Genomic DNA, 1,939 nt, shown 5'->3' with positions numbered 1-1,939 from the left:
CGCGCCGCGCCGCACACGCCGGCGAGGTCCGTGAGGGTGTCCGCGAGGCGGTGCGGGCTCTCGTACAGCACGCTCGTCTCCGTCCGCGCGGCGAGCGCGGCGAGCCGTTCGCGCCGCTCGCGACCCGAGCGGGGCAGGAAGCCCTCGAAGGTGAAACGCGCCGCCGGGAGGCCCGAGAGGACCAGCGCGGGCACGAAGGCCGTGGGGCCCGGCAGGACCTCCACGGTCCCGCCGAGGTCCAGCGCGATCTCCACGAGTTCCGCGCCCGGATCGCTGATGCCGGGCGTGCCCGCGTCCGAGACGTACGCGAGCCGCGGGTAGCGCTCCAGCGTGCCCGCGGCCCGCTCGCGGATGGTGTGCGCGTCGAGCCGCACGAGGGGCTTCTTGATGGCGAGGTGGTGCAGCAGCGCGCCCGTGCGGCGGGTGTCCTCGCAGGCGACGGCGTCGCAGGCGCGCAGGACCTCCACGGCGCGCGCCGTGAGGTCGCCGAGGTTCCCGACGGGCGTCGGCACGAGCGTGACGTGGACGGCGGTCGTCATTCGCTGCGCACGACCTCCACGTCTGGAACGAGATCGGGCGCCTCGAAGCCGAGGCCGGGCGCGGCGGGCTTGAGCCGGATACGGACACGCTTCGGGCGGCGCAGCGCGTTCGCGATGGTGGCGCGCAGCAGCTCGCCCTCGCCGACGGTGACGGTCACGACGGTCCCCTCGGGCAGACGCGCGCCCTGAAGTTCCACCACGCCGTTCACGACGACGCCCCGGTAGGCCCTCACGCGTTCCTCCGGCGGCGACGCTCGGCGCGCGCGAGGGCCTGCCTCAGCGCGACGATCTCGCTCTCGCGGGCGCCGCCGAGCAGCGCGTAGCGGTCGATCATCTCGCTCGCCTCGCGGCGCCGTCCGAGCCGCAGCAGCAGCAGGCCCACGTGCTCCCCGTCCGCGAAGAACGCGCGGGGGTTGTTCGGTTCGCTCTCGATCTGCGCCCGCGCGGTCGCGAGCAGTTCCAGCTGCGTGCGGTGCGTCGCGACGCGCGCGCGGATCCCCCACACCGCGAACCAGAAGGACGCCAGCACGAGGGTCGTGGTGATGGTCGTGGAGCGCTCCACCCCGTACGTGGTCGAGAGCCGGACCAGCAGGGGAAAGAAGAACGCGAGGAGCATCAGCACGGCCAGGGTCGCCGCGTAGTTCACGGGCGGGCACTCCCGGATGCCGGGGCACGCCGGACGCTTCGCGACGCACGAGCGGGTACGGTGGGGCACGACGTCCACATGGCGTCAGTCTACCCGCTTCCCCGCGCCCCGAAAGAGTACCGGGCCCCAGGGGGCTTCCTTCACGTAGACTTCGAAGACGACATGCGCCTGCACCTCATCACCGTCGGCGAACCCCGCCTCCCGTATGCCCGCGCCGGCTGGGACGAGTACTGGACGCGGCTGGGGCGTTATCACAAGCCCCGCGTGACGCGCGTGCCCGGGACCACCCCGGAGAAGGAGGGCGTGGCCATTCTGCGCGCGGCGGGTCACGCGCCGCTCGTGGCGCTCGATCCGCGCGGACGGCAGATGACGTCGGAGGAACTCTCCGCGTTCCTCGACGGGCTCGCGGTGGGCGGCACCGGGGAGCTCGCGCTGTGCGTGGGCGGCCCGGACGGCCTCTCGGACGGGGTGCGCGCGCGGGCGCACTCCCTGTGGAGCCTCTCGAAGCTGACCTTCCCGCACGACCTCGCGATGGTGGTGCTGCTCGAGGCGCTCTACCGCGCCTCCACGATCAGCAAGGGCGAGCCTTACCACCGCTGAGGCTGCACGGAAGGCGCCCTCACCTCGGGGTGAGGGCGCCTTCCGCCAGGGGGTTCGGTGGGGCGGACCTCAGCCGCCGGGCGTGGTGGGGGGAGCGGGCTGCGCGGGATCGCTCGGCGCGGCCGGATCGGTCGGCGTGGTGGGTGCGGCGGGG

At 74.0% G+C, this 1,939-nt stretch carries 4 protein-coding genes; 1 reads left to right on the top strand and 3 read right to left on the bottom strand.

All coding sequences use genetic code 11. The annotated features are described in order from the left end of the window. The 3 genes from rsmI to DEIPI_RS0105030 form a co-directional block, all read right to left on the bottom strand. Positions 1-539, bottom strand: a 539-nt coding sequence (gene rsmI / locus DEIPI_RS28670) for a 16S rRNA (cytidine(1402)-2'-O)-methyltransferase (RefSeq protein WP_084474040.1), incomplete at its 3' end; no start/stop codon positions are given. Continuing rightward, the gene (locus tag DEIPI_RS28665) at positions 536-772 is read right to left on the bottom strand and encodes a hypothetical protein (protein WP_045233674.1); all 237 of its coding nucleotides are present in this window, start codon (positions 770-772) and stop codon (positions 536-538) included. The genes rsmI and DEIPI_RS28665, both read right to left, overlap by 4 nt. Then, the gene (locus DEIPI_RS0105030; protein WP_027481056.1) at positions 769-1,185 is read right to left on the bottom strand and encodes a hypothetical protein; all 417 of its coding nucleotides are present in this window, start codon (positions 1,183-1,185) and stop codon (positions 769-771) included. Before DEIPI_RS0105030 ends, DEIPI_RS28665 begins: the two co-directional genes overlap by 4 nt. Positions 1,186-1,347: 162 nt before the next feature. Here DEIPI_RS0105030 and DEIPI_RS0105025 point away from each other — a divergent pair, with 162 nt between their 5' ends. Further along, positions 1,348-1,785, top strand: a complete 438-nt coding sequence (locus DEIPI_RS0105025; protein WP_027481055.1) for a 23S rRNA (pseudouridine(1915)-N(3))-methyltransferase RlmH — start codon at positions 1,348-1,350, stop codon at positions 1,783-1,785. Positions 1,786-1,939: the final 154 nt, after the last annotated feature.

Source organism: Deinococcus pimensis DSM 21231, from assembly GCF_000519345.1.
Lineage (GTDB): Bacteria > Deinococcota > Deinococci > Deinococcales > Deinococcaceae > Deinococcus_A > Deinococcus_A pimensis.
Note: the sequence above shows the minus strand (reverse complement) of the source record. Positions and strands in the feature narration are given on the sequence as shown.

What these genes read in the sequence shown, in the direction of transcription:
- DEIPI_RS0105025 (WP_027481055.1), top strand. Translation starts at nt 1,348, where the DNA reads ATGCGCCTGCACCTCATCACCGTCGGCGAACCCCGCCTCCCGTATGCC.